The sequence below is a fragment of the Enterobacter sp. RHBSTW-00975 genome (assembly GCF_013615235.1).
Classification (GTDB): domain Bacteria; phylum Pseudomonadota; class Gammaproteobacteria; order Enterobacterales; family Enterobacteriaceae; genus Enterobacter; species Enterobacter ludwigii.
Map to the genome: position 1 here is coordinate 1,054,128 of NZ_CP055883.1, position 24,025 is coordinate 1,078,152.

Genomic DNA, 24,025 nt, shown 5'->3' on the forward strand with positions numbered 1-24,025 from the left:
AAAAAGTAACAGTCAGGCGCTAAAAGACCATAACAGTTGACTCCCCGTCACTTTACAGCCGTTTAATGATTGTTGCCGGATTGCCGCCGACGACGACATTCGCCGGGACGTCTTTCGTTACGATAGCGCCAGAGGCCACCACCACATTATCACCCAACGTAACGCCCGGGTTAATAACCGCACGTCCGCCAATCCAGACGTTGTTGCCGATGGTCACCGGCTTGCCAAACTCCACGCCGCTATTACGCGCGTCGGCGTCCAGCGGATGGGTTGCCGTGTAAATATGCACCCCTGGCGCGAGCATGCAGTTGTCGCCAATATGTATCGGGCAGACATCCAGCATCACGCAATCGAAATTGGCGTAAAATTCTTTGCCCAGATAAATGTTATATCCATAGTCACAGCGGAAGCTCGGCTCAATATAGGCCCCTTCGCTTTGCCCGAGGAGTTCCGCCAGAATGTTCTGGCGTTCGAGTTTCTCATCAGGTGCAGTGTGGTTATAACGGTGAACCAGGTGTCGGGCGCGTAATCGGTCGGCCCGTAATGTTTCATCACCAGGGCGGTAATGTTCACCTGCAATCATCTTCTGCTTTTCTATGCTCATTGGGAACCTCACTGGTCGTCTTTACCGTAGGGTAATCGGAACAGGATAACAGGGGAACGTTCCCGGAAAACCACTGTGACTATAATCACAATAATATTGCGGATGAGCACGTTTTACACGGAGACCTGCACTGGGGCAGGAGGGTATAGCCAGAAAGTTGAATACAGCTGAGAAAGTGGCGTAGAACCTCTACAGACACACTTCAAAGATTAACGGACAAATCTCCACACGGACGTTGGGATTTTGTCATACAGCTTATTCATGGTCAGTTCAGCAAGACGGTGGTCAGCTGCTGAATAAAATACCGCCAGTTCATTATCAGAAAGCTCGTATTTATTCTTTTCAATTACACGTTCAAGCGTGTCTATTGACTGACAGCGTCGCAAACGCATCAAATAATCGATTTTTGTGAGTGGTTTTTCAGACATAAATTTACCTTACTAATTGTAATAATTTTAACAGGAAAGACTAACGGGGTTAGCTCTGCTCACGTTGATGAAGCAACGAAATAGTCGGTTGCCCGATTTACGCCATTTCTGCAAATCTTGCGCATTAATGCCGTAGCTGCTGAACAACATAAAGGTGTCATCCAGGTATTCATCAATTTGCTCAATCAGCTTATTATCTTCATTGTACTTAATTTTATAATTAAGTGCGAAGGTTGCAATATGCTCGATCAACTCGTTTAACTGTAAATTGATGGCAGACGTTGGGTCGTTTACCCAGCCATGGTTACTTTCATCAAGATTGGCAAGGCAGTCATGGTACAAGGATTCGCAGAGAAATTTCAACTGCGCGATATCATGCCTTTTTGGCGAGTACTCGTCCATAGCGCATCCCCTTCTGAGTGATTTCTTACTCACCGAACATCATGTCGGGATGGATACAACATACTTAGCCGCACGGGTGCTGTGTTCCTGATAACTCTAACTATAATCCACTCTGATCAAGATTTCACCGCGCTATTACGAAAAATTACAAATAAAAGCACTGACTGCGAGCCTTTACGCAAATGTGCCTTCAGCGCTAAACATTTTTATCCAGATTAACGTGGAACTTTTTTCGCTCCCTTACGTTTCATTGGCTTAGCGTAAACAATCCTAAGATGTCCAAATCCGGAGTTCTCTTTGTCTGAAGATATGGTTAGGAATATTCCTAATCATTTAAGCAGGGAAATGAAATTAAAAAAATCCTGAATTCAGCGATTACGTTATCACTTAATTATGATATGTCATTGTAGGCGGCAGGAAATAAATAGAAGCACAATAAGCCTATTTTATGATTTTTTTCTGAAAAAGAAAAAGGCCGCTAATGCGGCCTTTTTATCATGTGAAACCGGTATCAGTGCGGTTCTACCGAATGACTGTGCTCAATATCTTCATTCTTGCGGCTAAAGCGGCGGCGAACCACCACGAAGAATACCGGAACGAAGAAGATAGCAAGTACGGTTGCGGTAACCATACCCCCCATAACGCCTGTACCGACGGCGTTCTGTGCACCGGAACCCGCACCGGTACTGATAACCAGCGGCATTACCCCGAGGATAAATGCCAGTGATGTCATCAGGATTGGGCGCAGACGCATACGCACCGCGTCAAGCGTCGCCTCAATCAGGCCTTTACCTTCTTTCTCCATCAGATCTTTGGCGAATTCAACGATAAGTATCGCGTTCTTCGCCGACAAGCCAATGGTTGTCAGCAGGCCCACCTGGAAGTACACGTCGTTGGTTAATCCACGGAACGTTGCCGCAAGCAGCGCACCGATAACCCCCAGTGGCACCACCAGCATAACGGAGAACGGAATCGACCAGCTCTCATACAGTGCCGCCAGACACAGGAAGACCACAATCAGTGAAATGGCGTACAGGGCAGGGGCCTGGTTTCCGGACAGACGTTCCTGGTAGGACATACCGGTCCAGTCATAGCCGATACCCGCAGGCAATTTACCTGCCAGCTCTTCCATCAGGTTCATGGCTTCACCGGTGCTTCGGCCTGGTGCGGCCTGACCCAGGATCTCCATGGATGGCAGCCCGTTATAACGTTCCAGACGCGGCGAACCGTATTCCCAATGCGACGTAGAGAAGGATGAGAACGGCACCATCTGGCCGTTGTTGCCGCGAACGTACCAGTTGTTGATATCGTTCGGTAACATACGGTATTGCGCTTCTGACATCACGTACACTTTCTTCACACGACCACGGTCGATGAAGTCGTTGACGTAGCTACCGCCCCAGGCCGCGCCCAGCGTGGTATTGATGTCACTGATGGAAACGCCCAGTGCCTGCGCTTTCTCCTGATCGATGTCGATTTTGTATTGAGGCGTATCTTCCAGACCGTTAGGACGCACGCCGACCAGAAGGTCAGGGTGTTTCGCCACTTCACCGAACAGCTGGTTACGTGCCTGCGTCAGTTTTTCATGACCCAGACCGCCCTGGTCAATCAGCTGGAAGTCGAAACCTGTCGCTGTCCCCAGTTCAACAATCGCTGGCAGGTTAAAGGCGAAGACCATCGCATCTTTAATCTGTGAGAACGTGCCCATTGCACGGCCAGTAATCGCCTCAACTTTGTTCTCTTCGCCCGGACGTTCTGACCAGTCTTTCAGAGAAACGAAGGCAATACCGGTGTTCTGACCACGACCCGCAAAGCCAAAGCCGTTAACCGCAAACACGGATTCAACGTTAGCTTTCTCTTTGGTGAGGTAGTAATCCGTTACTTCATCCAGCACCTTCTGGGTACGTTCTTGCGAGGCACCCGCCGGCAGCTGTGCCATCGTCAGGAACACGCCCTGGTCTTCATCTGGCAGGAACGAGCTTGGCAGACGAACGAACAGATAGGCCATCCCCACCACGATGATGATATAGAGCAGCAGGTAACGACCGGTGCTGCGCAGGATGTTACCCACGCTGTCGGTGTAGTGATGCGTGCTCTTATCAAACATGCGGTTAAACCAGCCGAAGAACCCTTTATGCTCGCCGTGACCGCCTTTCTGAACAGGTTTCAGCATGGTGGCACACAGTGCAGGCGTCAGGATCAATGCAACCAGTACCGACAGCGCCATCGCCGAGACAATGGTGATGGAGAACTGACGATAAATTGCACCGGTAGAGCCGCCGAAGAAGGCCATCGGGATAAATACCGCAGACAGTACCATCGCGATACCGACCAGCGCGCCCTGGATCTGGCCCATGGATTTACGGGTTGCTTCCTTCGGCGGTAGACCTTCTTCCGCCATGACACGCTCGACGTTTTCTACCACCACGATGGCGTCATCCACAAGCAAGCCGATGGCGAGCACCATCCCGAACATCGTCAGGGTGTTTATCGAGTAGCCAAAGATGGCCAGTATGGCGAAGGTCCCGAGCAATACGACCGGTACGGCGATGGTTGGGATCAGCGTCGCGCGGAAGTTTTGCAGGAACAGATACATGACCAGGAATACCAGAATGATCGCTTCTGCCAGGGTTTTAACCACTTCGTGAATCGAGATTTTGACGAACGGCGTGGTGTCATACGGATAAACGATCTTCAGGCCGGACGGGAAGAACGGTTCCATCTTCTTCAGTTCCGCACGGATAGCCGTCGCGGTGTCCAGGGCGTTAGCACCTGTCGCCAGTTTGATCCCGAGACCGGAAGCTGGCTTGCCGTTAAACTTCGCAATGATGTCGTAGTTTTCGCCACCCAGTTCCACTTTCGCCACGTCGCGCAGACGAACCTGCGAACCGTCCTGATTCACCTTCAGCAGAATTTTGCTGAACTCATCGGCGGAGGTCAGACGGGTCTGTGCGATGATCGAGGCGTTAAGCTGCTGGCCTTTCACCGGCGGGGTACCGCCTAACTGACCGGCGGCAACCTGGGCGTTCTGCGCTTTGATGGCGTTGATCACGTCCACCGGCGTCAGCTGGAAGTTGTTCAGTTTGTTCGGATCCATCCAGATACGCATCGCGTACTGAGAACCGAACAGCTGAACGTCACCCACACCAGACGTACGGCTGATGGCGTCCTTCATGTTGGCGCCCACGTAGTCGGAAATATCTTCCTGCGTCATGGTGCCGTTGGTGTTGATCACGCCAACAACCATCAGGAAGCTACTGGACGATTTCTCGACGCTCACACCCTGCTGTTGTACTTCTTGTGGCAGCAACGGCATGGCGAGCTGCAGTTTGTTCTGGACCTGAACCTGCGCGATGTCAGCATCAGTACCTGACTGGAAGGTCAGGGTGATCTGTACCGTACCGGTTGAGTCACTGTTTGAGGACATGTACATCAGGTTATCGATACCGTTCATGTTCTGTTCGATAACCTGTGTCACGGTGTCCTGCACCGTTTTTGCATCAGCCCCGGGGTAGGTTGCGGAAATTGTTACCGCCGGTGGCGCAATCGTTGGATATTGCGCGACAGGCAGCTTCAGGATCGCAAGTCCCCCAGCCAGCATGATGATTATGGCGATCACCCATGCAAATATGGGGCGATCGATAAAGAAATTAGGCATGTCTTAACGGCTCCTGTTTAAGTTAAGACTTGGTTTGTTCTGACTGGCCAGCGGCCGAAGCTTGTTGTTTATCGTCAGATTTCACTTCCTGTGCTTTGACCTGCGCGCCAGGACGAACTTTTTGCAAACCAGTAATAATCACGCGATCGCCATCTTTCAGACCTTCCGTCACCAGCCATTTATCGCCAATCGCCTGCGTGGCAGTGATGTTGCGCGTTTCGACTTTGTCATCAGCCCCGACAACCAGTGCACTCGCGTCGCCACGTGGCGTACGGGTGACACCCTGCTGAGGCACCAGAAGTGCGGTTGGGTTGGTGCCTTCTTCCAGACGCGCGCGAACGAACATACCAGGTAAGAGTGTCTTATCCGGGTTCGGGAAAATCGCACGTAAGGTGATGGAACCGGTAGTTTGGTCGACCGTCACATCGGAGAATTCCAGTGTGCCTGCCTGCGGGAACTTGATACCGTCATTGGTCACGAGCTCCACTTTGGCTTTACCGTTTTCCTGCTTCAGCGTGCCGTTTGCCAGCTCTTGTTTCAGGCGCAGGAAATCGTTGCTGGACTGGGTCACGTCAACGTAAATCGGATCAAGCTGCTGCACGGTGGCCAACGCGTTGGTCTGACCGTTCTGCACCAGCGCCCCTTCCGTGACGGAAGATTTACCGATGCGACCGCTGATTGGGGAGGTCACTTTGGTATAGGCGAGGTTGATACGCGCTGTTTCCACTGCAGCTTTCGCGGCAATCACGGCGGCGTTGGTCTGCTGTGCATCAGACAGGGCAGTGTCATAATCCTGTTGACTGATGTACTGGGTACCGAGCAGTTTTTTGTAACGGTTCAGCGTCAGTTGGGAGATTTTGGCTGCAGCTTCTGCTTTCGCCAGATCGCCTTTCGCGCTCTCATAGGAGGCCTGGTAGGTTGCCGGATCAATCTGATACAGAGACTCGCCAGCTTTCACTTCACCACCCTCGGTGAAGTTACGTTTCAGGATGATACCACTCACCTGAGGACGCACTTCTGCGATGCGGTATGCGCTGGTACGGCCCGGTAATTCTGTCGTTATCTGGAGAGGTTCGGACTTGAGCGTCACCACGCCAACTTCTGGCACCTGCTGAGCTCCTTGTTGAGCCTGTTTGTCGTCACATCCTGTTAGCGCTAAGCTGCCTGAGAGCATCAGAACGACCGCCAGAGGCGTTAACCCTCTGTTTTTGTTCATATGTAAACCTCGAGTGTCCGATTTCAAATTGATCAATGGTCCTGAGTCCAAAAACCCATTGCTGCGTTTATATTATCGTCATGCTATGGTACATACATTCACAAATGTATGTAAATCTGACTCCTGTAAATTCACTAACGTATGGCACGAAAAACCAAACAACAAGCGCTTGAAACCCGACAACACATTCTGGATGTGGCTATGCGTTTGTTTTCTCAGCAGGGTGTTTCGTCAACCTCGCTGGCGCAGATTGCTCAGGCCGCGGGCGTCACGCGGGGAGCGATTTACTGGCATTTTAAAGACAAGACAGATCTGTTCAGTGAAATCTGGCAACTCTCAGAGTCCAGCATTAGCGATCTTGAGACTGAGTATCGGGCAAAATTCCCCGAGGATCCACTCTCAGTATTAAGAGAAATATTAGTATATATCCTTGAAGCAACGGTAGTTGAAGAACGTCGCAGGTTAATGATGGAAATCATCTACCATAAATGCGAGTTGGTCGGAGAGATGGCGGTCGTCCAGCAGGCGCAGCGCAGCCTGTGTCTGGAAAGCTACGATCGCATTGAACAGGTCCTCACCCAGTGCATGCAGGCGAACCAGCTGCCGGCGACGTTAATGACCCGACGGGCGGCAGTCCTGATGCGCAGTTATATTTCCGGCCTGATGGAAAACTGGCTTTTCGCCCCGGACTCCTTTGACCTGAAGAACGAAGCCCGCAGCTATGTCGCTATTTTCCTGGAGATGTGCCAGCTCTCCCCGACGCTGCATGGCAAGTCAGGCTCGCTAACAGCCTGACGCGATTCCAGGATTTCTCTTAGAGGCTCACGTTCGCGCTATTCTGCTTCAGGCGAGCGTGATATCCTGCACGCCGGACTATTTTCGGTCATCTTCTGACATCATTCACAACTATGCTGCACACCAATCGCTCGCAACATCCTGTTCTTGTATTTTTATTGGCGACGCTGTTTTTCTTCGCAACGGCACCGCTTTCCTGGGCCCGCGCCGATAACAACAATGACATCCCTTCACGCAGTGATGTTCAGTCGCAACTCGACACCCTGAATAAACAAAAAGATCTCTCTGCTCTGGATAAGCTCGTTCAGCAGGATCTGACGGAGACGCTGGAAACGCTTGATAAAATTGAGCGTGTTAAAGCGGAAACCACACAGCTTCGGCAGAAAGTGGCGCAGGCGCCTGAAAACATGCGTAAGGCCACGGAATCGCTGAATGCCCTGAGCGATGTGGATAATGACGACGAAACCCGTAAAACGCTCGCGACCCTGTCATTGCGTCAGCTGGAATCGCGCGTCGCACAGCTGCTCGACGATCTGCAAACGGCGCAGTCCGATCTCGGTACGTACAACAGCCAGCTTGTCTCCCTGCAAACCCAGCCCGAGCGCGTGCAAAATGCGATGTACGCCGCCTCTCAGCAGCTGCAGCAGATCCGCAACCGTCTGAACGGTACGTCGGTTGGCGAAGGCACCCTGCGCCCAACGCAGCAAACGCTGCTGCTGGTGCAGCAGGCCTTACTGAATGCACAAATCGAACAGCAGCGTAAAAGCCTGGAAGGGAATACGGTGCTGCAGGATACGCTCCAGAAGCAGCGCGACTACGTAACGGCGAACATTAATCGTCTGGAACATCAGCTTCAGCTGTTGCAGGAGGCGGTTAACAGTAAGCGCCTTACGCTGACGGAGAAAACGGCTCAGGAAGCCGTCTCACCGGACGAAACTGCCCGCATTCAGGCGAACCCGCTGGTGAAACAGGAGCTCGAGGCTAACCATCAGCTGAGCCAGCGCCTGATACTGGCAACAGAAAGCGGTAACTCGCTGGTTCAGCAAAATATCAGAGTGAAAAACTGGCTGGACCGCGCGCTGCAGGCTGAACGCAACATTAAAGAGCAGATTGCGGTTCTGAAAGGCAGCCTGCTGCTGTCGCGTATTCTCTACCAGCAACAGCAGACGCTGCCGTCCGCCGATGAGCTCGAGGACATGACCAACCGCATTGCGGATTTGCGTCTGGAACAATTCGATGTGAACCAGCAGCGCGACGCCCTTTTCCAGAGCGATACGTTTGTCGCCAAATTGGAAGAAGGCCATTCCAGTGAAGTGAACCCGGAAGTTCACGACGCTCTGCTGCAGGTTGTGGATATGCGCCGCGAGCTGCTCGACCAGCTCAACAAACAGCTCGGCAACCAGCTGATGATGGCGATTAACCTGCAGATCAACCAGCAACAGCTGGTGAGCGTGTCGAAAAGTCTGCAGGAGATCCTGACCCAGCAGATTTTCTGGGTTAACAGCAATAAGCCGATGGACTGGGACTGGATTAAATCCTTCCCTGAAACGCTGAAGGCGCAGATTAAGAGCATGAAAATCACCGTAAACTGGGAGAAAGCCTGGCCTGCGGTGATGATTGCCTTCCTGGCGGGGCTCCCGCTGCTGCTGATTGCCGGCCTGATCCGCTGGCGTCTGGGCTGGCTGAAGAAATACCAGGATAAGCTGGCGTCTGAAGTGGGGCAACTGCGTAACGACAGTCAGCTGCACACGCCAAAAGCGATTCTGATCGATCTGATCCGCGCGCTGCCGGTCTGCCTGATTATTCTGGCGGCGGGGCTTATCCTGCTGACGATGCAACTCAACATCAGCGACCTGCTGTGGGCGTTCAGTAAAAAACTGGCCCTGTTCTGGCTGGTGTTTGGCGTGTGCTGGAAAGTGCTGGAAAAAGACGGCGTTGCGGTGCGTCATTTCAACATGCCTGCGCAACTGACCAGCCACTGGCGTCGTCAGATTGTACGCGTCAGCCTGGCGCTGTTGCCGCTGCACTTCTGGTCCGTTGTCGCTGAGCTGTCTCCGCTGCACCTGATGGACGATGTCATGGGCCAGCTGGTTATTTTGCTGAACCTGCTGCTCATTGCCATCCTGATGTGGCCGATGTGCCGCGACAGCTGGCGGGATAAAGAGTCTCACAACATTCGTCTGGCCACCGTGACGGTACTGGCGATTATTCCGCTGGCACTGATGGTGCTCACGGCGACGGGGTACTTCTATACCACGTTGCGCCTGTCCGGACGCTGGATTGAAACCGTCTATCTGGTGATCGTCTGGAACCTGCTCTATCAGACCGTACTGCGCGGCCTGAGCGTGGCGGCTCGCCGCATCGCTTATCGTCGTGCCATCGCGCGTCGCCAGCATCAGGTGAAGGAGGGGGCCGAAGGCGCGGAGCCACAGGAAGAGCCAACCATCGCGCTGGAGCAGGTTAACCAGCAGACACTGCGTATCACCATGCTGGTGATGATCGCGCTGTTTGCGGTGATGTTCTGGGCGATCTGGTCTGATTTAATCACCGTCTTTGCCTACCTCGACAGTATCACCCTCTGGCAATACAACGGCACCGAAGCGGGCGCTGCGGTAATGAAAAGCGTGACCATGGGCAGCCTGCTCTTTGCCCTGGTGTCGTCAGTGGTGGCCTGGGCGTTGATTCGAAACCTGCCAGGCCTGCTTGAAGTGCTGGTGCTGTCGCGTCTGAACCTGCGTCAGGGGGCGTCGTATGCCATCACCACCATCCTCAACTACGTCATTATTATTGTCGGGGCGATGACGGTCTTTGGATCGCTTGGCGTCTCGTGGGATAAATTGCAGTGGCTGGCGGCTGCGCTCTCTGTCGGTCTCGGTTTTGGCTTGCAGGAGATCTTCGGTAACTTTGTTTCCGGTCTGATCATCCTGTTCGAACGTCCGGTGCGTATCGGTGATACCGTCACCATCGGCACCTTCTCGGGAACGGTCAGCAAGATCCGTATTCGTGCCACCACCATCACCGACTTCGATCGCAAAGAGGTGATTATCCCGAACAAAGCGTTCGTCACCGAGCGACTGATCAACTGGTCGCTCTCTGACACCACAACGCGCGTCGTCATTCGACTGGGCGTGGCCTACGGCTCCGATCTGGATAAAGTGAAAGAGGTGTTGTTAAAAGCCGCGAAATCGCATCCTAAGGTGATGCACGAGCCCGCCCCAGATGTGTTCTTCACCACCTTTGGGCCGAGCACGCTGGATCACGAGCTGCGGTTATACGTGCGTGAACTGCGCGATCGCAGCTACACCGTGGATGAGCTGAACCGCACTATCGATCGTCTGTGCCGTGAAAACAACATTAATATTGCCTTCAACCAGCTTGAAGTTCACCTGCGTAACGAGAAAGGTGATGAGCATACGGAAGTGAAGCGCGAGATTCAGGGTGACGATCCTACTCCGGCGTAATTCAGGTTCCCTCTCCCGGTGGGAGAGGGTCAGGGTGAAGGCGACTGGCCTTCACCTTGCCTTCAAAATCCGTCTTCACTATCTCAAGGGCTTTCAGCACCGTCTGGGCAGGGATATCATGATTCTCCAGCAGCATAATCAAATCGACGGCCAGCTTGACCTCATCGGGTGCATTTTCCAGTGACATTTACGGCTCCTGTTAACGGGTCAGACGTTCAATGACGCGTTCGATTTCATCCAGCGCCTGACGGCAACGAACGATGCGGCCCTCGATGGCGCTAACCTCTCGCATTAATAACTGCTGCTCTTCCAGCGTCTCGCTTGCGTTCAGGCGCGTTTCCCGCTCCCGCTTCATCTCAAACAGACGGCGCGCAAACTCCTGGTTCTCCAGCCGCTTGCGCTGCCATTTACCGAGACCCGGCGACGCGCTGTCCCAGACGCGTAGCGGCCAGGCGGTCATTTCTCGGTGCAGGGCGGTGATCTGCTCGGTGAGATGTTCCGCAAGCCAGGCGACCTGTTGCTGTTGATTGTTCTCAACCGCGTGGCGCAACTCATCAAGATTCATCTGCGCCTCATCAACATAATCCTGGATGCGCGTGCTGCGGGTACGAAAAAGCTGCCGGTCAAAGCGCGGCTTCAGCGTAGCATGCCCCATTAACGGCGTAGCCTGCGCGCGCAGGGTGGACAGCTGATTTTGCAGCGTCTCCAGAAGCAGGGCTGTTTTCAATACGCTCTCCAGTGGTAAAGTAGCCGTTCAGTTTGATAACGATTCGCATTATGCAGCGTACTATTTTAATCATCATTGGCTGGCTCGCGGTAGTGTTAGGCACGCTGGGCGTGGTTTTGCCCTTATTGCCCACCACGCCTTTTATCCTGCTGGCAGCCTGGTGCTTCGCCCGTTCATCGCCGCGCTTTCACCACTGGCTGCTGTACCGCTCCTGGTTTGGCGGCTATTTGCGCCACTGGCAAAAACATCGGGCAATGCCGCCCGGTGCGAAGCCGCGTGCGATCGCGGTGATCCTGATTACCTTTGCCATTTCATTATGGCTGGTGAAAATGATGTGGGTGCGCATTCTGTTGCTGACGATCCTCGCCTGTCTGCTTTTCTTTATGTGGCGGATCCCCGTGGTTGATGAAAAGCAACAAAAGCACTGAAGCCTTATAATGGCTGTTGCAATTATTGCGCGCAGCCAGTAAATTCGACCGTTTTCGAGCACAGCTGCGCCTGGTCAAAGGTTAAACAATTGTTACCCTGGCCGACTCGTTGCGCGCTGTGAGTAACACTGTTTCATTTAGGCACAAAACCGATGACCGCAACTGCACAGCAGCTTGAATATCTGAAAAACAGCATCAAAAGTATCCAGGACTATCCAAAGCCTGGCATTCTTTTCCGTGATGTCACCAGCTTGCTGGAAGACCCGAAAGCGTACGCGCTCAGCATTGAACTGCTGGTCGAGCGTTATAAAAACGCCGGGATCACCAAAGTAGTGGGTACCGAAGCCCGTGGATTCCTGTTTGGCGCGCCGGTCGCGCTGGCAATGGGTGTTGGCTTTGTGCCGGTGCGTAAACCGCGCAAACTGCCGCGTGAAACCATCGCAGAGAGCTACGAACTGGAGTACGGTACCGATCAGCTGGAAATCCACGTTGATGCGATCAAGCCTGGCGATAAAGTGCTGGTGGTTGACGATCTGCTGGCGACCGGCGGCACGATTGAAGCGACCGTGAAGCTGATCCGTCGTCTGGGTGGTGAAGTGACCGACGCGGCATTCATCATTAACCTGTTCGATCTGGGTGGCGAACTGCGCCTGGAAAAACAGGGCATTACCAGCTACAGCCTGGTGCCTTTCTCGGGTCATTAATCCCGGTTTTCACAACCTCGCTCAATGGGTGAGGTTGTGATAGCATTCCCCTCCATAAATTCACCTTCCAGCGTTGCAGAGCCTGCCCATGAGTTATCAGGTGTTAGCCCGTAAATGGCGACCACAAACCTTTGCTGACGTTGTCGGTCAGGAGCATGTGCTGACGGCCCTGGCGAACGGCTTGTCGCTAGGTCGCATCCATCACGCTTATCTTTTCTCCGGCACTCGCGGCGTCGGTAAGACCTCTATTGCCCGTTTGCTGGCAAAAGGTCTGAACTGCGAAACCGGGATCACCGCCACGCCGTGCGGCGTGTGTGACAACTGCCGTGAAATTGAGCAGGGGCGCTTTGTCGATCTGATTGAGATCGACGCCGCCTCGCGCACGAAAGTGGAAGATACCCGCGATCTGCTCGACAACGTGCAGTACGCGCCGGCGCGTGGCCGCTTCAAGGTCTACCTGATCGATGAAGTGCACATGCTGTCACGCCACAGTTTCAACGCCCTGCTGAAAACGCTGGAAGAGCCGCCCGCGCATGTGAAATTCCTGCTGGCGACCACCGATCCGCAAAAGCTGCCGGTCACTATTTTGTCGCGTTGCCTGCAGTTCCATCTGAAGGCGCTGGACGTCGAGCAGATCCGCGCTCAGCTTGAACATATTCTTGATGAAGAGAAGATTGTCCACGAACCGCGCGCCCTGCAGCTGCTGGCCCGCGCGGCAGACGGCAGCCTTCGTGATGCCTTAAGTCTCACCGACCAGGCGATTGCCAGCGGTGACGGTAAACTCTCGACCGACGCGGTCAGCACCATGCTCGGCACGCTGGATGACGATCAGGCGCTCTCTCTCATCGAAGCGATGATTGCCGCCAACGGTGAACGCGTCATGTCGCTGGTGAACGCCGCGGCTGCCCGGGGCATTGAATGGGAAGCGCTGCTGGTTGAGATGCTGAGTCTGCTGCACCGCGTGGCGATGCTGCAGCTTTCTCCGTCAGCCATCGGTGCCGATATGGCGGTTATTGAACACCGGATGCGTGAACTTGCGCGCACCGTCCCACCGGCTGACGTGCAGCTTTATTACCAGACGCTGCTGATTGGCCGCAAAGAGCTGCCGTTTGCGCCGGATCCCCGGATGGGCGTTGAAATGACCCTGCTGCGTGCGCTGGCGTTCCATCCGCGCATGCCTCTGCCGGAGCCGGAAGTGCCCCGACAGTCTTTTGCTCCGGTCGCCCCCACTGCGGTGATGTCGCCTCAGCAGGTGCCACCGCAGCCGACGGCTCCCCCGCAGCAGAACGTACCGCTGCCGGAGGCCACCAGTTCGGTGCTTGCCGCACGAAGCCAGTTGCAACGTGCTCAGGGAGCAACCAAACCAAAAAAGAGTGAACCGGCAGCGCCAGGAAGAGCGCGGCCGGTGAACAACGCCGCGCTTGAACGACTGGCTTCGGTTACGGAGCGCGTTCAGTCGCGCCCTGCACCGTCCGCGCTCGAGCAAAAAGCCCCGGTGAAAGAAGAGGCTTACCGCTGGAAGGCAACAACCCTCGTTGAAGAGGTGAAAGAAGAAGTTGCCACACCGAAAGCGCTAAAAAAGGCGCTGGAGCATGAAAAAACACCTGAGCTTTCCGCGAAACTTGCCGAAGAGTCTATTGAGCGTGACGCGTGGGCCGCAGAGGTCAGTAAACTGCAGTTGCCGAAGCTGGTTGAGCAGGTCGCGCTGAATGCCTGGAAAGAGCAGGACGGTCATCAGGTACGTTTACACCTGCGAACGGGTCAGCGGCACCTGAATTCCCCTGGCGCGCAAAAAGCGCTGGCCGAGGCGCTCACCGCATTACACGGTGCACCGGTTGAATTGACTATCATTGAAGATGATAATCCGGCGGTGCGAACGCCACTGGAATGGCGTCAGGCGATTTATGAAGAGAAGCTCGCGCAGGCGCGCGAGTCGATTATCGCGGATAACAATATCCAGACTCTGCGCCGGTTCTTCGACGCCGATCTGGATGAAGAGAGTATTCGCCCCATTTGATCGTGAGTCTGACTTACGGTTGTAATCCTTAAACGTGAAAGAAGAGAGAAGCCTATGTTTGGTGGAAAAGGCGGTCTGGGTGGCCTGATGAAGCAGGCTCAGCAGATGCAGGAAAAAATGCAGAAGATGCAGGAAGAGATCGCTCAGCTGGAAGTCACGGGTGAATCCGGTGCCGGTCTGGTCAAGGTGACCATCAACGGTGCGCATAACTGCCGTCGCGTTGAAATCGACCCAAGCCTGCTCGAAGACGACAAAGACATGCTGGAAGATCTGGTTGCAGCCGCGTTTAACGATGCTGCGCGCCGTATCGATGAAACTCAGAAAGAGAAAATGGCCTCTGTTTCCAGCGGTATGCAACTGCCGCCTGGCTTCAAGATGCCATTCTGATGCAAACCAGTCCGCTGCTCACGCAGTTAATGGAAGCACTGCGCTGTCTGCCGGGTGTCGGCCCGAAGTCGGCGCAGCGCATGGCGTTTACGCTATTGCAGCGCGACCGCAGCGGCGGGATGCGCCTGGCGCAGGCTTTGACCCGTGCCATGTCAGAAATTGGTCACTGTGCGGATTGCCGTACCTTTACCGAGCAGGACGTGTGTAACATCTGCACTAATCCGCGTCGTCAGGAAAACGGTCAGATTTGCGTGGTGGAGAGTCCGGCGGACATCTATGCCATCGAACAGACCGGGCAGTTTTCTGGCCGCTATTTTGTGCTGATGGGGCATCTCTCCCCGCTGGACGGTATTGGCCCGGACGATATCGGTCTCGATCGCCTTGAACAGCGTCTTGAGTCCGAAACGATCAAAGAGGTGATCCTCGCCACCAACCCAACGGTGGAAGGGGAAGCTACGGCCAACTACATCGCCGAATTGTGCGCACAGTATGGCGTTGACGCCAGCCGCATCGCTCACGGTGTGCCAGTGGGCGGTGAGCTGGAGATGGTGGACGGCACCACGCTGTCCCACTCTCTGGCTGGACGTCACAAGATTATTTTCTGACCAAACGGAGGCTGCAATCGCGGCCTCCGCTTGAAATTCTCCCCTCATATCCCCATCTCTCCCTCAACGTTTTAAAACCCCATTAAATGGCATTGTTGAGGTCGACATAGATGAAAGGACAAGAAACCCGTGGTTTCCAGTCAGAAGTAAAACAGCTTCTGCACCTGATGATCCATTCCCTGTATTCCAACAAAGAAATCTTCCTGCGTGAGCTGATTTCCAACGCCTCCGATGCGGCGGACAAGCTGCGCTTCCGCGCCCTGTCTAACCCGGATCTGTACGAAGGCGACGGAGAGCTGCGCGTGCGCGTCTCTTTCGATAAAGAGAACCGTACCCTGACTATCGCCGATAACGGTATTGGTATGAACCGCGACGAGGTCATCGACCATCTCGGGACCATTGCTAAATCCGGTACCAAAGCGTTCCTCGAATCAATGGGCTCCGATCAGGCGAAAGACAGCCAGCTGATCGGCCAGTTCGGTGTGGGCTTCTACTCGGCGTTCATCGTTGCGGACAAAGTCACCGTACGTACCCGCGCAGCAGGCGACAGTGCGGATCACGGCGTCTTCTGGGAATCTAAAGGCGAAGGCGAATACACCGTTGATGACATCACCAAAGCGGACCGCGGTACCGAAATCACCCTTCACCTGCGTGAAGGCGAAGACGATTTCCTGAATGACTGGCGCGTGCGCTCCATCATCAGCAAATACTCCGACCATATTGCCCTGCCGGTTGAGATTGAAAAACAGGAAGAGAAAGACGGTGAAACCGTGGTGTCCTGGGAGAAAATCAACAAGGCGCAGGCGCTGTGGACGCGCAATAAATCTGAAATTAAAGACGACGAATACAACGAATTCTACAAACACATCGCCCACGACTTTACCGATCCGCTCACCTGGAGCCACAACCGTGTGGAAGGTAAGCAGGAGTACACCAGCCTGCTGTATATCCCGTCTCAGGCGCCATGGGATATGTGGAACCGCGATCACAAGCACGGTCTGAAGCTGTACGTCCAGCGCGTGTTTATCATGGATGACGCCGAGCAGTTCATGCCGAACTACCTGCGCTTTGTGCGTGGCCTGATTGACTCCAACGATCTGCCGCTGAACGTCTCCCGTGAAATTCTGCAGGACAGCACCGTCACCCGCAACCTGCGTAATGCACTGACCAAACGTGCGCTGCAGATGCTGGAAAAACTGGCGAAAGACGACGCTGAAAAATACCAGACCTTCTGGAAACAGTTCGGTCTGGTGCTGAAAGAGGGCCCTGCGGAAGATACATCCAACGTAGAAGCCATTGCTAAACTGCTGCGTTTCGCTTCCACTCACACCGACTCCTCTGCGCAGACCGTGTCGCTGGAAGAGTACGTCTCCCGCATGAAAGAAGGGCAGGAGAAGATCTACTACATCACCGCCGACAGCTACGCCGCGGCGAAGAGCAGCCCACACCTCGAGCTGCTGCGTAAGAAAGGCATCGAAGTACTGCTGCTGTCTGACCGCATCGACGAGTGGATGATGAACTACCTGACCGAGTTCGACGGTAAGGCGTTCCAGTCCGTTGCCAAAGCCGATGAGTCGATCGATAAGCTGGCCGATGAAGTGGACGAAAGCGCGAAAGAAGCGGAGAAGGCGCTGGAGCCTTTCGTTGAGCGCGTGAAAACGCTGCTGGGCGATCGCGTGAAAGAGGTGCGTTTCACTCACCGTCTGACCGATACCCCGGCCATTGTCACCACGGATGCGGATGAAATGAGCACCCAGATGGCGAAACTGTTCGCTGCGGCGGGCCAGGCGATGCCAGAAGTGAAATATATCTTCGAGCTGAACCCGGATCATCCGCTGGTGAAACGCGCGGCGGATACGCAGGACGAAGCACGCTTTGCCGAGTGGGTTGAGCTTCTGCTGGATCAGTCTCTGCTGGCCGAGCGCGGCACGCTGGAAGATCCTAACCTGTTCATTAAACGTGTGAATGCGCTGCTGCTGGCGTAATTGACCCGCCTCCCCTTGGTCTTCTCCCTCTCCTGTGGGAGAGGACCGGGGGAGGGCACCAGACCGCTCCTTCCCGTTAATCTCCCTTCATTAACCGTTTCAGCCCGCCTGCCTTCCTTGAGCCATATCCGTTCTGGTGGTATTGTTTAGCGCTTTTGAAAAATTGAATCGACTTTTGAGGGGATTTTCGCAATGCGTATTATTCTGCTTGGCGCTCCGGGCGCGGGTAAAGGAACTCAGGCTCAGTTCATCATGGAGAAATACGGTATTCCGCAAATCTCCACCGGTGATATGCTGCGCGCCGCTGTTAAATCTGGCTCCGAGCTAGGTAAACAAGCGAAAGACATCATGGACGCAGGCAAGCTGGTGACCGACGAGCTGGTTATCGCTCTGGTCAAAGAGCGCATTGCTCAGGAAGACTGCCGTAACGGTTTCCTGCTGGACGGCTTCCCACGCACCATTCCTCAGGCTGATGCCATGAAAGAAGCGGGCATCAACGTGGACTACGTGCTCGAGTTCGACGTGCCGGACGAGCTGATCGTTGACCGTATTGTTGGTCGTCGCGTACACGCTGCCTCTGGCCGCGTTTACCACATCAAATTCAACCCGCCTAAGGTTGAAGGTAAAGATGACGTTACCGGTGAAGAGCTGACCACCCGTAAAGACGATCAGGAAGAGACCGTGCGTAAACGTCTGGTGGAATACCATCAGATGACCGCTCCGCTGATCGGTTATTACACCAAAGAAGCGCAGGCGGGTAACACCAAATACGCGAAAGTTGATGGCACCAAAGCCGTTGCTGACGTTCGTGCAGAGCTGGAAAAAATCCTCGGCTAATTGCACCTCTCTCACCCGGGCTCTCCGGGTGAGAAAAATTCTCATCTTACCTATTGCAGCAATGGGTTTCGTTTAAACGCTTTTCCGCTACAATTGAAAACCATTCAAATGGTTAAGAGGCGTGAATGAGTCAGGCGAAAACCGGCATCCTGCTTGCCAATCTGGGTACACCAGATGCACCGACATCAGAAGCGGTAAAACGCTACCTGCGACAATTTTTAAGCGACACGCGCGTCGTGGATACCCCAAGACTGTTGTGGTGGCCGCTGCTGCGTGGCGTCATTCTGCCGATTCGTGCCCCACGTGTAGCAAAGCTTTATCAGTCCGTCTGGATGGAAGAGGGCTCACCGCTGATGGTGTATAGCCGTCGGCAGGAAAAAGCGCTGGCCGCCCGCCTGCCGGATATGCCCGTCGCGCTGGGTATGAGCTACGGTAAACCGTCACTGGAAAGCGCGGTCGACTCGCTGCTGGCGCAGGGCGTCGACCACATTGTGGTACTCGCCCTTTATCCGCAGTACTCCTGCTCGACGGTTGCCGCCGTCTGGGATGAGCTGGCTCGTATTCTGGCGACCCGCCGCCGTATTCCTGGCGTGACCTTTATTCGCGATTACGCCGATAACGAACGCTATATTAAAGCGCTTGCCAGTAGCGCGCGCGCGTCGTTTGAAAAACATGGCGAGCCGGATCTGCTGTTGCTCTCCTATCACGGGATCCCGCAGCGCTTCGCCAATGAAGGGGATGATTACCCGCAGCGCTGCCGCGATACTACCCGTGAGCTGGTCTCAGCCCTCGACCTGCCGCCAGAGAAAGTGATGATGACCTTCCAGTCGCGTTTTGGCCGCGAGCCATGGTTAACGCCTTATACCGACGAAACCCTCAAAATGCTCGGTGAGAAGGGCGTGAAACATATTCAGGTGATGTCACCCGGTTTCTCCGCCGACTGTCTGGAAACGCTGGAAGAGATTGCCGTGCAGAACAGAGAGTTCTTCCTCGAGGCGGGCGGAACGAAATACGAATACATTCCGGCCCTTAACGACTCGCCTGAGCATATCGAGATGATGGTGTCGCTGGTAACAAACAGCCGCTGATCGCACTATGGGCCGGGTTTGTGCTACCATTCCCGGCCCATAATCCTTGCACAGTTCAGACCCATGAAATTTCCCGGTAAACGCAAATCTAAACACTACTTTCCCGTTGATGCCCGCGATCCGCTCCTGCAGCAAATCCAGCCGGAAAATGAAACCAGCGCCGCATGGGTCGTCGGTATCGATCAGACGCTGGTGGACATTGAAGCTAAAGTGGATGATGCGTTTGTCGCTCGTTACGGTCTGAGCGCCGGTCACTCGCTGGTGATTGAGGACGATGTTGCCGAAGCCCTGTATCAGGAGCTGACGCGTGAAAACCTGATCACCCATCAGTTTGCCGGTGGCACTATCGGCAACACCATGCACAACTACTCGGTGCTTGCCGACGACCGCTCTGTGTTATTGGGCGTCATGTGCAGCAACATCGAAATTGGTGGCTACGCCTACCGTTACCTGTGCAATACTTCCAGCCGCACCGATCTGAACTACCTTCAGGGCGTTGACGGGCCGATTGGCCGCTGCTTCACGCTGATCAGCGATTCCGGCGAACGTACCTTTGCCATCAGCCCCGGCCATATGAATAAGCTGCGTGCAGAGAGCATTCCGGAAGCGGTGATAGCGGGCGCGTCTGCACTGGTGCTGACGTCGTATCTGGTGCGCTGTAAACCCGGCGAGCCGATGCCGGAAGCCACCATGAAAGCGATTGAGTACGCGAAGAAATACAATGTGCCGGTCGTTCTGACGCTGGGTACCAAATTCGTGATAGCCGACAACCCCGAGTGGTGGCAGGCCTTCCTGAAGGAACACGTCTCGATTCTGGCGATGAACGAAGAAGAGGCTGAAGCGTTGACCGGCGAGAGCGATCCGCTGCTGGCCTCCGATAAAGCGCTCGACTGGGTCGATCTGGTGCTCTGCACTGCCGGACCGGTAGGGCTGTATATGGCAGGCTTCACGGAAGAAGAGAGCAAACGCAAAACGCAGCATCCACTGCTGCCAGGCGCCATTGCCGAGTTTAACCAGTACGAGTTCAGCCGCGCGATTCGCCATAAAGATTGCGAAAACCCGCTGCGTATTTACTCCCACATCGCGCCGTATATGGGCGGGCCAGAAAAGATCATGAACACCAATGGCGCGGGAGATGGCGCACTGGCGGCGCTGCTGCATGACATCACTGCGAATGCCTACCATAAAACCAACGTCCCGAATTCCAGCAAGCACAAATTCAACTGGCTCACCTATTCGTCGCTGGCGCAGGTGTGTAAGTACGCGAACCGCGTGAGTTATCAGGTGCTGAACCAGCACTCGCCGCGCTTAACCCGCGGTCTGCCGGAGAGGGAGGATAGCCTCGAAGAAGCTTACTGGGACCGATAAAGGCAAAACGGCAACCTTGCGGTTGCCGTATTCGTGTTTGTACCCCCTCCCGGTGGGAGGGGGTCAGTCAGGGGCTGCAGGAGGCACGCTTACCCCGTCACCACCTCGTCAACCGGCGGTTTCGTTAACAGCGTCAGCATCGCTTTTGCAATTTCGCGTTCACCCATCACCACCTGATCCGCACCACGTTCGGTAATGTACTCCACCTCATCGTCATAATGGGCGCGGGCAATGATCTCAATATTCGGGCACTTCTCACGTGCGGACGCTACAATTTCACCCGCTTCATAGCCGTTTGGAATGGTCAGCAGCAACCAGCGCGCGCAGTCCAGATGCGCGAGATTCATGATCTCTTCGTTTGCCGCATTGCCCAACACCGCGCGAACGCCGCGCTCGCGCAGCTCGTCGACGCGGGTACGTGATGTTTCAATCACCACCAGCGGGATCCCCTGCGCCATCAGCTTCTCACCGAGCAGGCTTCCTACGCGGCCAAAGCCGACCAGCAGGGCATGATTGCAAATATCCACCGGGATCTGCTTCTCTTCTTCGATAGCTTCTTCCAGCGTCTGCTCTTCCAGCGTTTCGGTTTTATCGAGGTATTTTTCCAGCAACGCAAACAGGACCGGGTTCAGCATGATGGAGAGGATCGCTCCGGCGAGGACCAGGTTTTGCCCGGCCTGCGGCAGCAGATTCAGCGCCATACCCAGGCCTGCCAGAATAAAGGCGAACTCACCAATCTGCGCCAGGCTGGCGGCGATGGTCAGAGCGGTACGCGGCGAGTGGCCAAACATCCGTACCAGGAAGAAGGCGGCAACCGACTTACCAAAGATAATAATCGCCAGGGTGCCCAACACGGCCAGCGGCTGCTGAACCAGAACCATCGGATCAAACAGCATCCCGACAGAGACAAAGAACAGGACGGCGAAGGCGTCGCGCAGCGGCAGCGTATCGTGCGCCGCACGGTGGCTCAGCTCGGATTCGTTCAGCACCATCCCGGCGAAGAACGCGCCCAGTGCAAAGGAGACGTCGAACAGTTCAACGGCCCCAAAGGCAATCCCCAGCGCCAGGGCAAGGACAGACAGGGTAAACAACTCACGGGAGCCGGTGGCCGCGCTGCGGGACAGGATCCACGGCACCAGACGGCGGCCCACCAGCATCATAATGGTGATAAACGCCACCACTTTCCCGATGGTGATGCTCATGTCCAGCGCCAGCGTCGCAAAGCCGACGCTCTCTTTTTCCATCATACCGGCGACGGCAGGCAGCAACACCAGCGTCAGCACCATCACCAGGTCTTCCACAATCAGCCAGCCTATCGCGATTTGTCCGCGCTGGCTGTCGATAAGCTGCCTCTCCTCAAGCGCGCGCAGCAGTACGACGGTACTGGCGGTTGAAAGACACAGCCCAAAAACGATACCGGTCATCAGCGACCAGCCAAGCACTGTCGAAAGCGCCATTCCCAGCAGCGTCGCTACGGCTATCTGTGCGATCGCTCCCGGTATGGCGATCGACTTTACCGCCATCAGATCCTTGAGTGAGAAATGCAGACCTACGCCAAACATCAGCAGAATCACGCCTAATTCCGCCAGTTCGGGCGCCAGTTTGGTATCCGCCACGAAACCTGGCGTAAAGGGACCCGCCAGCACACCCGCTAACAAATAGCCCACCAGAGGCGAAATACGCAGTTTATTGGCAATCATGCCGAGGATAAAAGCGAGCACAAGTCCACCAACAATGGTGGTGATAAGCGGTGTGGCGTGATGCATTCCGTCTCCTTTCGTTGTGGGTGTTCCATTTGGTTAAAAAACCAAAAACCGAGTAATAGTTTATGACAATTTTTGCCGTTATGTTTATGAATAATTGTTGAAGATTGAATAAAACAGCAATATGCGTGTAAAAAAGCGCATTTTGATAAATTAGGCGGGGGGGGTGCAGAAGAAACCCTTATGGCATCAGGGGGTCAGGTCGCCAAAGTAAAACTTTAGCGACCGTTATATTACGCTTTATGGCGGTTATCAGGCAGGAATATGGTCAACATCCCCAGAAGCGGCAGGAAAGCACAGATTTTATAGACCAGGAAGATGCTGGTGTGGTCGGCAATCATGCCCAGCACTGCTGCACCAAGGCCGCCCATGCCGAAAGCAAAACCGAAAAAGAGCCCGGAAACCATACCGATACGGCCTGGCAGCAGCTCCTGCGCGTAAACAAGGATGGCGGAAAACGCCGAGGCGAGGATAAACCCAATAATCACGGTCAAAATCCCCGTCCACTCCAGGCTTGCATACGGCAAAATAAGGGTAAACGGGGCCACGCCGAGGATAGAGCCCCAAATGACGTATTTGCGCCCGATTTTATCGCCCACAGGCCCGCCGATAACCGTCCCTGCAGCCACCGCAAACAGGAAGGCAAACAGGTGAAGCTGGGCGTTTTGTACCGATAATCCGAATTTTTGCATCAGGTAAAAGGTGTAATAGCTGCTGATGCTCGCCATATAGAAGTATTTCGAGAAAATCAGCACCAGAAGCACGGAGACGGCCAGAATGACCTTATCGCGAGGAAGGGGATTGATAACCTTCGCTTTAGGTTTACCTTTGTTCACGCGATGCTGCGCGGCATACCAACGGCTGATCTGAATCAGTACGATAATCGCCAGCAAGGCTGCCAGCACAAACCACGCTACGTTACCCTTGCCGTACGGAGCGATGATCACCGCTGCCAGCAGTGGGCCGAGGGAGCTGCCAAAGTTACCGCCCACCTGAAACAGCGATTGCGCCAGCCCGTGACGGCCCCCGGAGGCCATGCGCGCCACGCGTGAGGACTCCGGGTGAAAGACCGACGACCCCGTGCCCACCAGCGCGGCGGCAATCAGCACAGCTTCAAAGCTGCCTGCCATTGCCAGCAGCACCAGCCCGCTCAAGGTAAAACACATGCCAATCGGTAGCGACCACGGCATAGGATATTTATCCGTCCAGTAGCCCACGACCGGTTGCAGAAGCGAGGAGGCCAGCTGGAAAGTCAGGGTGATCATCCCGATCTGCACGAACGTTAACGAAAACTCGGACTGCAGCAGCGGGTAGATCGCGAGAATCAACGACTGGATCATGTCGTTGAGCAGATGTGAAAGGCTGATTGCGCCTAACACTTTAAACGAGGTGCGCGACGCCGGAGCGCCAGACACGGGCTGGGTTGATTCACTGATTGCCATAGAGATGAATACCACGTCTTTTGTTATTAGAAATGCAGGGTGTAATTATTATCCAACTAACATACCCGGCAGTGACATTTGAATAAAGTCGCAATTCTGAAAACTTATTT

General features: G+C 54.6%; 20 protein-coding genes and 1 other annotated feature. Of the genes, 11 read left to right on the top strand and 9 right to left on the bottom strand.

From position 1 onward, the window contains the following. Window positions 1-52 precede the first annotated feature (52 nt). From maa to acrA, 5 genes are all read right to left on the bottom strand, one after another. Window positions 53-604 carry a maltose O-acetyltransferase gene (gene maa, locus HV340_RS05110; protein WP_020885188.1) on the bottom strand — a complete coding sequence of 184 codons (552 nt, stop codon included), beginning with the start codon at window positions 602-604 and terminating at the stop codon, window positions 53-55. A 209-nt stretch (window positions 605-813) separates the two neighbouring features. Then, window positions 814-1,032, bottom strand: a complete 219-nt coding sequence (locus tag HV340_RS05115; RefSeq protein ID WP_014168902.1) for an HHA domain-containing protein — start codon at window positions 1,030-1,032, stop codon at window positions 814-816. Window positions 1,033-1,059: 27 nt separating this feature from the next. Continuing rightward, the gene (gene tomB / locus HV340_RS05120; protein ID WP_020885187.1) at window positions 1,060-1,434 is read right to left on the bottom strand and encodes an Hha toxicity modulator TomB; all 375 of its coding nucleotides are present in this window, start codon (window positions 1,432-1,434) and stop codon (window positions 1,060-1,062) included. A 511-nt stretch (window positions 1,435-1,945) separates the two neighbouring features. Then, window positions 1,946-5,092, bottom strand: coding sequence for a multidrug efflux RND transporter permease subunit AcrB (acrB, locus tag HV340_RS05125; protein WP_014168904.1), 3,147 nt, complete (start codon window positions 5,090-5,092; stop codon window positions 1,946-1,948). 22 nt (window positions 5,093-5,114) lie between these two features. Next, window positions 5,115-6,308, bottom strand: a complete 1,194-nt coding sequence (acrA, locus tag HV340_RS05130) for a multidrug efflux RND transporter periplasmic adaptor subunit AcrA (RefSeq protein ID WP_032677536.1) — start codon at window positions 6,306-6,308, stop codon at window positions 5,115-5,117. 141 nt (window positions 6,309-6,449) lie between these two features. Here acrA and acrR point away from each other — a divergent pair, with 141 nt between their 5' ends. Both acrR and mscK read left to right on the top strand, forming a co-directional pair. Continuing rightward, window positions 6,450-7,103 carry a multidrug efflux transporter transcriptional repressor AcrR gene (gene acrR / locus HV340_RS05135; RefSeq protein WP_014168906.1) on the top strand — a complete coding sequence of 218 codons (654 nt, stop codon included), beginning with the start codon at window positions 6,450-6,452 and terminating at the stop codon, window positions 7,101-7,103. A 113-nt stretch (window positions 7,104-7,216) separates the two neighbouring features. Continuing rightward, window positions 7,217-10,564: a mechanosensitive channel MscK gene (mscK, locus tag HV340_RS05140; RefSeq protein ID WP_181216346.1), complete on the top strand. Its 3,348-nt coding sequence runs from the start codon at window positions 7,217-7,219 to the stop codon at window positions 10,562-10,564. Between the two features lies 1 nt (window position 10,565). On the opposite strand, the gene rsmS is transcribed toward mscK, so the two are convergent. After that, window positions 10,566-10,751 (bottom strand): pleiotropic regulatory protein RsmS, encoded by a 186-nt coding sequence (gene rsmS, locus HV340_RS05145; RefSeq protein ID WP_014168908.1) that lies wholly within the window; start codon window positions 10,749-10,751, stop codon window positions 10,566-10,568. Window positions 10,752-10,763: 12 nt separating this feature from the next. After that, window positions 10,764-11,291, bottom strand: coding sequence for a primosomal replication protein N'' (gene priC, locus HV340_RS05150; protein WP_181216347.1), 528 nt, complete (start codon window positions 11,289-11,291; stop codon window positions 10,764-10,766). A gap of 50 nt (window positions 11,292-11,341) precedes the next feature. Here priC and HV340_RS05155 point away from each other — a divergent pair, with 50 nt between their 5' ends. From HV340_RS05155 to HV340_RS05195, 9 genes are all read left to right on the top strand, one after another. Next, window positions 11,342-11,719 carry a DUF454 family protein gene (locus HV340_RS05155; protein ID WP_020885182.1) on the top strand — a complete coding sequence of 126 codons (378 nt, stop codon included), beginning with the start codon at window positions 11,342-11,344 and terminating at the stop codon, window positions 11,717-11,719. A 152-nt stretch (window positions 11,720-11,871) separates the two neighbouring features. Next, on the top strand, window positions 11,872-12,423 hold the full coding sequence (gene apt / locus HV340_RS05160; RefSeq protein ID WP_181216348.1) for an adenine phosphoribosyltransferase: 552 nt from the start codon (window positions 11,872-11,874) through the stop codon (window positions 12,421-12,423). Window positions 12,424-12,511: 88 nt separating this feature from the next. Next, window positions 12,512-14,440, top strand: a complete 1,929-nt coding sequence (gene dnaX / locus HV340_RS05165) for a DNA polymerase III subunit gamma/tau (protein ID WP_025204840.1) — start codon at window positions 12,512-12,514, stop codon at window positions 14,438-14,440. Then, window positions 13,770-13,834: a sequence feature (DnaX frameshifting element), on the top strand. (Overlaps the previous gene by 65 nt.) Window positions 14,441-14,494: 54 nt before the next feature. Then, on the top strand, window positions 14,495-14,827 hold the full coding sequence (locus HV340_RS05170) for a YbaB/EbfC family nucleoid-associated protein (protein ID WP_010428194.1): 333 nt from the start codon (window positions 14,495-14,497) through the stop codon (window positions 14,825-14,827). Next, window positions 14,827-15,432 (top strand): recombination mediator RecR, encoded by a 606-nt coding sequence (recR, locus tag HV340_RS05175; RefSeq protein WP_006809843.1) that lies wholly within the window; start codon window positions 14,827-14,829, stop codon window positions 15,430-15,432. Before HV340_RS05170 ends, recR begins: the two co-directional genes overlap by 1 nt. 110 nt (window positions 15,433-15,542) lie before the next feature. Further along, complete coding sequence (gene htpG, locus HV340_RS05180) at window positions 15,543-17,417, top strand: molecular chaperone HtpG (RefSeq protein WP_014168914.1); 1,875 nt, start codon at window positions 15,543-15,545, stop codon at window positions 17,415-17,417. A 192-nt stretch (window positions 17,418-17,609) separates the two neighbouring features. Further along, window positions 17,610-18,254 (top strand): adenylate kinase, encoded by a 645-nt coding sequence (gene adk / locus HV340_RS05185; RefSeq protein WP_006809841.1) that lies wholly within the window; start codon window positions 17,610-17,612, stop codon window positions 18,252-18,254. Window positions 18,255-18,379: 125 nt separating this feature from the next. Beyond that, complete coding sequence (gene hemH / locus HV340_RS05190; RefSeq protein WP_014168915.1) at window positions 18,380-19,342, top strand: ferrochelatase; 963 nt, start codon at window positions 18,380-18,382, stop codon at window positions 19,340-19,342. 63 nt (window positions 19,343-19,405) lie between these two features. Further along, window positions 19,406-20,710: an inosine/guanosine kinase gene (locus HV340_RS05195; RefSeq protein WP_020885178.1), complete on the top strand. Its 1,305-nt coding sequence runs from the start codon at window positions 19,406-19,408 to the stop codon at window positions 20,708-20,710. 89 nt (window positions 20,711-20,799) lie between these two features. Here the strand turns inward: HV340_RS05195 and ybaL are convergent, their stop codons facing one another. Further along, complete coding sequence (gene ybaL, locus HV340_RS05200; RefSeq protein WP_047744113.1) at window positions 20,800-22,476, bottom strand: YbaL family putative K(+) efflux transporter; 1,677 nt, start codon at window positions 22,474-22,476, stop codon at window positions 20,800-20,802. A gap of 230 nt (window positions 22,477-22,706) precedes the next feature. Further along, complete coding sequence (locus HV340_RS05205) at window positions 22,707-23,915, bottom strand: MFS transporter (protein ID WP_032677549.1); 1,209 nt, start codon at window positions 23,913-23,915, stop codon at window positions 22,707-22,709. Window positions 23,916-24,025: the final 110 nt, after the last annotated feature.

Coding starts and splice junctions, on each gene's coding strand:
- maa (WP_020885188.1), bottom strand. CDS start 604: ATGAGCATAGAAAAGCAGAAGATGATTGCAGGTGAACATTACCGCCCT.
- HV340_RS05115 (WP_014168902.1), bottom strand. CDS start 1,032: ATGTCTGAAAAACCACTCACAAAAATCGATTATTTGATGCGTTTGCGA.
- tomB (WP_020885187.1), bottom strand. CDS start 1,434: ATGGACGAGTACTCGCCAAAAAGGCATGATATCGCGCAGTTGAAATTT.
- acrB (WP_014168904.1), bottom strand. CDS start 5,092: ATGCCTAATTTCTTTATCGATCGCCCCATATTTGCATGGGTGATCGCC.
- acrA (WP_032677536.1), bottom strand. CDS start 6,308: ATGAACAAAAACAGAGGGTTAACGCCTCTGGCGGTCGTTCTGATGCTC.
- acrR (WP_014168906.1), top strand. CDS start 6,450: ATGGCACGAAAAACCAAACAACAAGCGCTTGAAACCCGACAACACATT.
- mscK (WP_181216346.1), top strand. CDS start 7,217: ATGCTGCACACCAATCGCTCGCAACATCCTGTTCTTGTATTTTTATTG.
- rsmS (WP_014168908.1), bottom strand. CDS start 10,751: ATGTCACTGGAAAATGCACCCGATGAGGTCAAGCTGGCCGTCGATTTG.
- HV340_RS05155 (WP_020885182.1), top strand. CDS start 11,342: ATGCAGCGTACTATTTTAATCATCATTGGCTGGCTCGCGGTAGTGTTA.
- apt (WP_181216348.1), top strand. CDS start 11,872: ATGACCGCAACTGCACAGCAGCTTGAATATCTGAAAAACAGCATCAAA.
- dnaX (WP_025204840.1), top strand. CDS start 12,512: ATGAGTTATCAGGTGTTAGCCCGTAAATGGCGACCACAAACCTTTGCT.
- HV340_RS05170 (WP_010428194.1), top strand. CDS start 14,495: ATGTTTGGTGGAAAAGGCGGTCTGGGTGGCCTGATGAAGCAGGCTCAG.
- recR (WP_006809843.1), top strand. CDS start 14,827: ATGCAAACCAGTCCGCTGCTCACGCAGTTAATGGAAGCACTGCGCTGT.
- htpG (WP_014168914.1), top strand. CDS start 15,543: ATGAAAGGACAAGAAACCCGTGGTTTCCAGTCAGAAGTAAAACAGCTT.
- adk (WP_006809841.1), top strand. CDS start 17,610: ATGCGTATTATTCTGCTTGGCGCTCCGGGCGCGGGTAAAGGAACTCAG.
- hemH (WP_014168915.1), top strand. CDS start 18,380: ATGAGTCAGGCGAAAACCGGCATCCTGCTTGCCAATCTGGGTACACCA.
- HV340_RS05195 (WP_020885178.1), top strand. CDS start 19,406: ATGAAATTTCCCGGTAAACGCAAATCTAAACACTACTTTCCCGTTGAT.
- ybaL (WP_047744113.1), bottom strand. CDS start 22,476: ATGCATCACGCCACACCGCTTATCACCACCATTGTTGGTGGACTTGTG.
- HV340_RS05205 (WP_032677549.1), bottom strand. CDS start 23,915: ATGGCAATCAGTGAATCAACCCAGCCCGTGTCTGGCGCTCCGGCGTCG.